The sequence below is a fragment of the Chryseobacterium takakiae genome, from assembly GCF_900129385.1.
GTDB lineage: Bacteria > Bacteroidota > Bacteroidia > Flavobacteriales > Weeksellaceae > Chryseobacterium > Chryseobacterium takakiae.
The window spans coordinates 1-1,175 of the sequence record NZ_FQVO01000042.1 but is presented as its reverse complement, the minus strand read 5'-3'; the positions used below and the strand labels follow the sequence as shown (position 1 = coordinate 1,175).

Sequence of the window (1,175 nt, the reverse complement as noted above, 5' to 3'; positions counted from 1 at the left end):
GAACCTTTATCCGGTGCGCTGATCAGCGACAGATGGCTGCCCATATACTTCAGAATATTGTTCGAAATGGTAAGCCCAAGACCTGTTCCGCCATACCGTTTGCTGATAGAGCTGTTTTCCTGGGTAAAAGCATTAAAAATATATTTCTGTTTTTCAACCGGAATACCAATTCCTGTATCTCTCACCGAAAACCGCAGTGAAATATTTTTATCATCCATGCGGAGCTTTTCCACTTTCAGCTCAATCTCGCCTTTTTCCGTAAACTTAACGGCATTTCCAAGCAAATTGATCAGGATCTGTTTTAATCGGGATTCATCAATCAGAAGCGTTTTCGGAAGCCCCGGCTCGATATTCAGGAGAAGTTCAATATTTTTTTTCTGAGACTGGTAAAGAATTACATTGATCACCTGGCTCACCATGTCATACACATCGCTTTTCTCAATCAAAAGCTCCAATTTTCCGGATTCTATCTTGGAAAAATCTAAAATGTCATTGATAATATTGAGCAGGTTTTCCCCGGATTCATTAATGTAGTTAAGATATTGGGTCTGAATTTCATTCAGTGGCGTTCTGAGAAGAAGATCGGAAAAACCAATCACCCCGTTGAGCGGCGTACGGATCTCGTGGCTCATATTGGCAAGGAATTCAGATTTTGCCTTACTGGCCATGTCTGCCACTTCCTTGGCATTTCTCAGTTCCTCATTAATCAATATCGCATTTGTTATATTTTGTACGGAAATGATGATACCCCCAACTTCATCTTCGGTAAGATACCAAGGCCCGACTCTAAAATCATAATGCTGAATTTCATCTTTACCCGGTATTTTAAGAGAAAAATCTCCATTAGTATATGTTTTACCCAATAATGCATTTCGATATATTTCTTTTCTCTCCTCCGGAACATCCCGCGATACAGTAAACATGTTATTGCCGATAAGATCCACATCATTCATATTGAATTCCTCTCTCCATTTGGTGCTTACGGAAACATAATTAAGGTCTTTATCAAACATCGCCAGCGCAATAGGAACATCCGTCACAAATGATTGCATCATCGCCTCTTTCCTGGTTACTTCCAGAAACATTTTCTTGAACGCATCGATATCCTGAATAATCCCGAAAACCCTGTTGCAGACTTCACCTTCAAATTCAGGAAGTCCTTTTACCCTTACCCA

The 1,175-nt window shown here is 40.2% G+C and carries 1 protein-coding gene; it reads right to left on the bottom strand.

Annotation, left to right across the window (positions count from 1 at the left end; all coding sequences use genetic code 11):
• Positions 1–1,175 (bottom strand): histidine kinase dimerization/phospho-acceptor domain-containing protein (locus BUA76_RS18995; protein WP_178337365.1); only part of this gene is annotated, 1,175 nt, incomplete at both ends.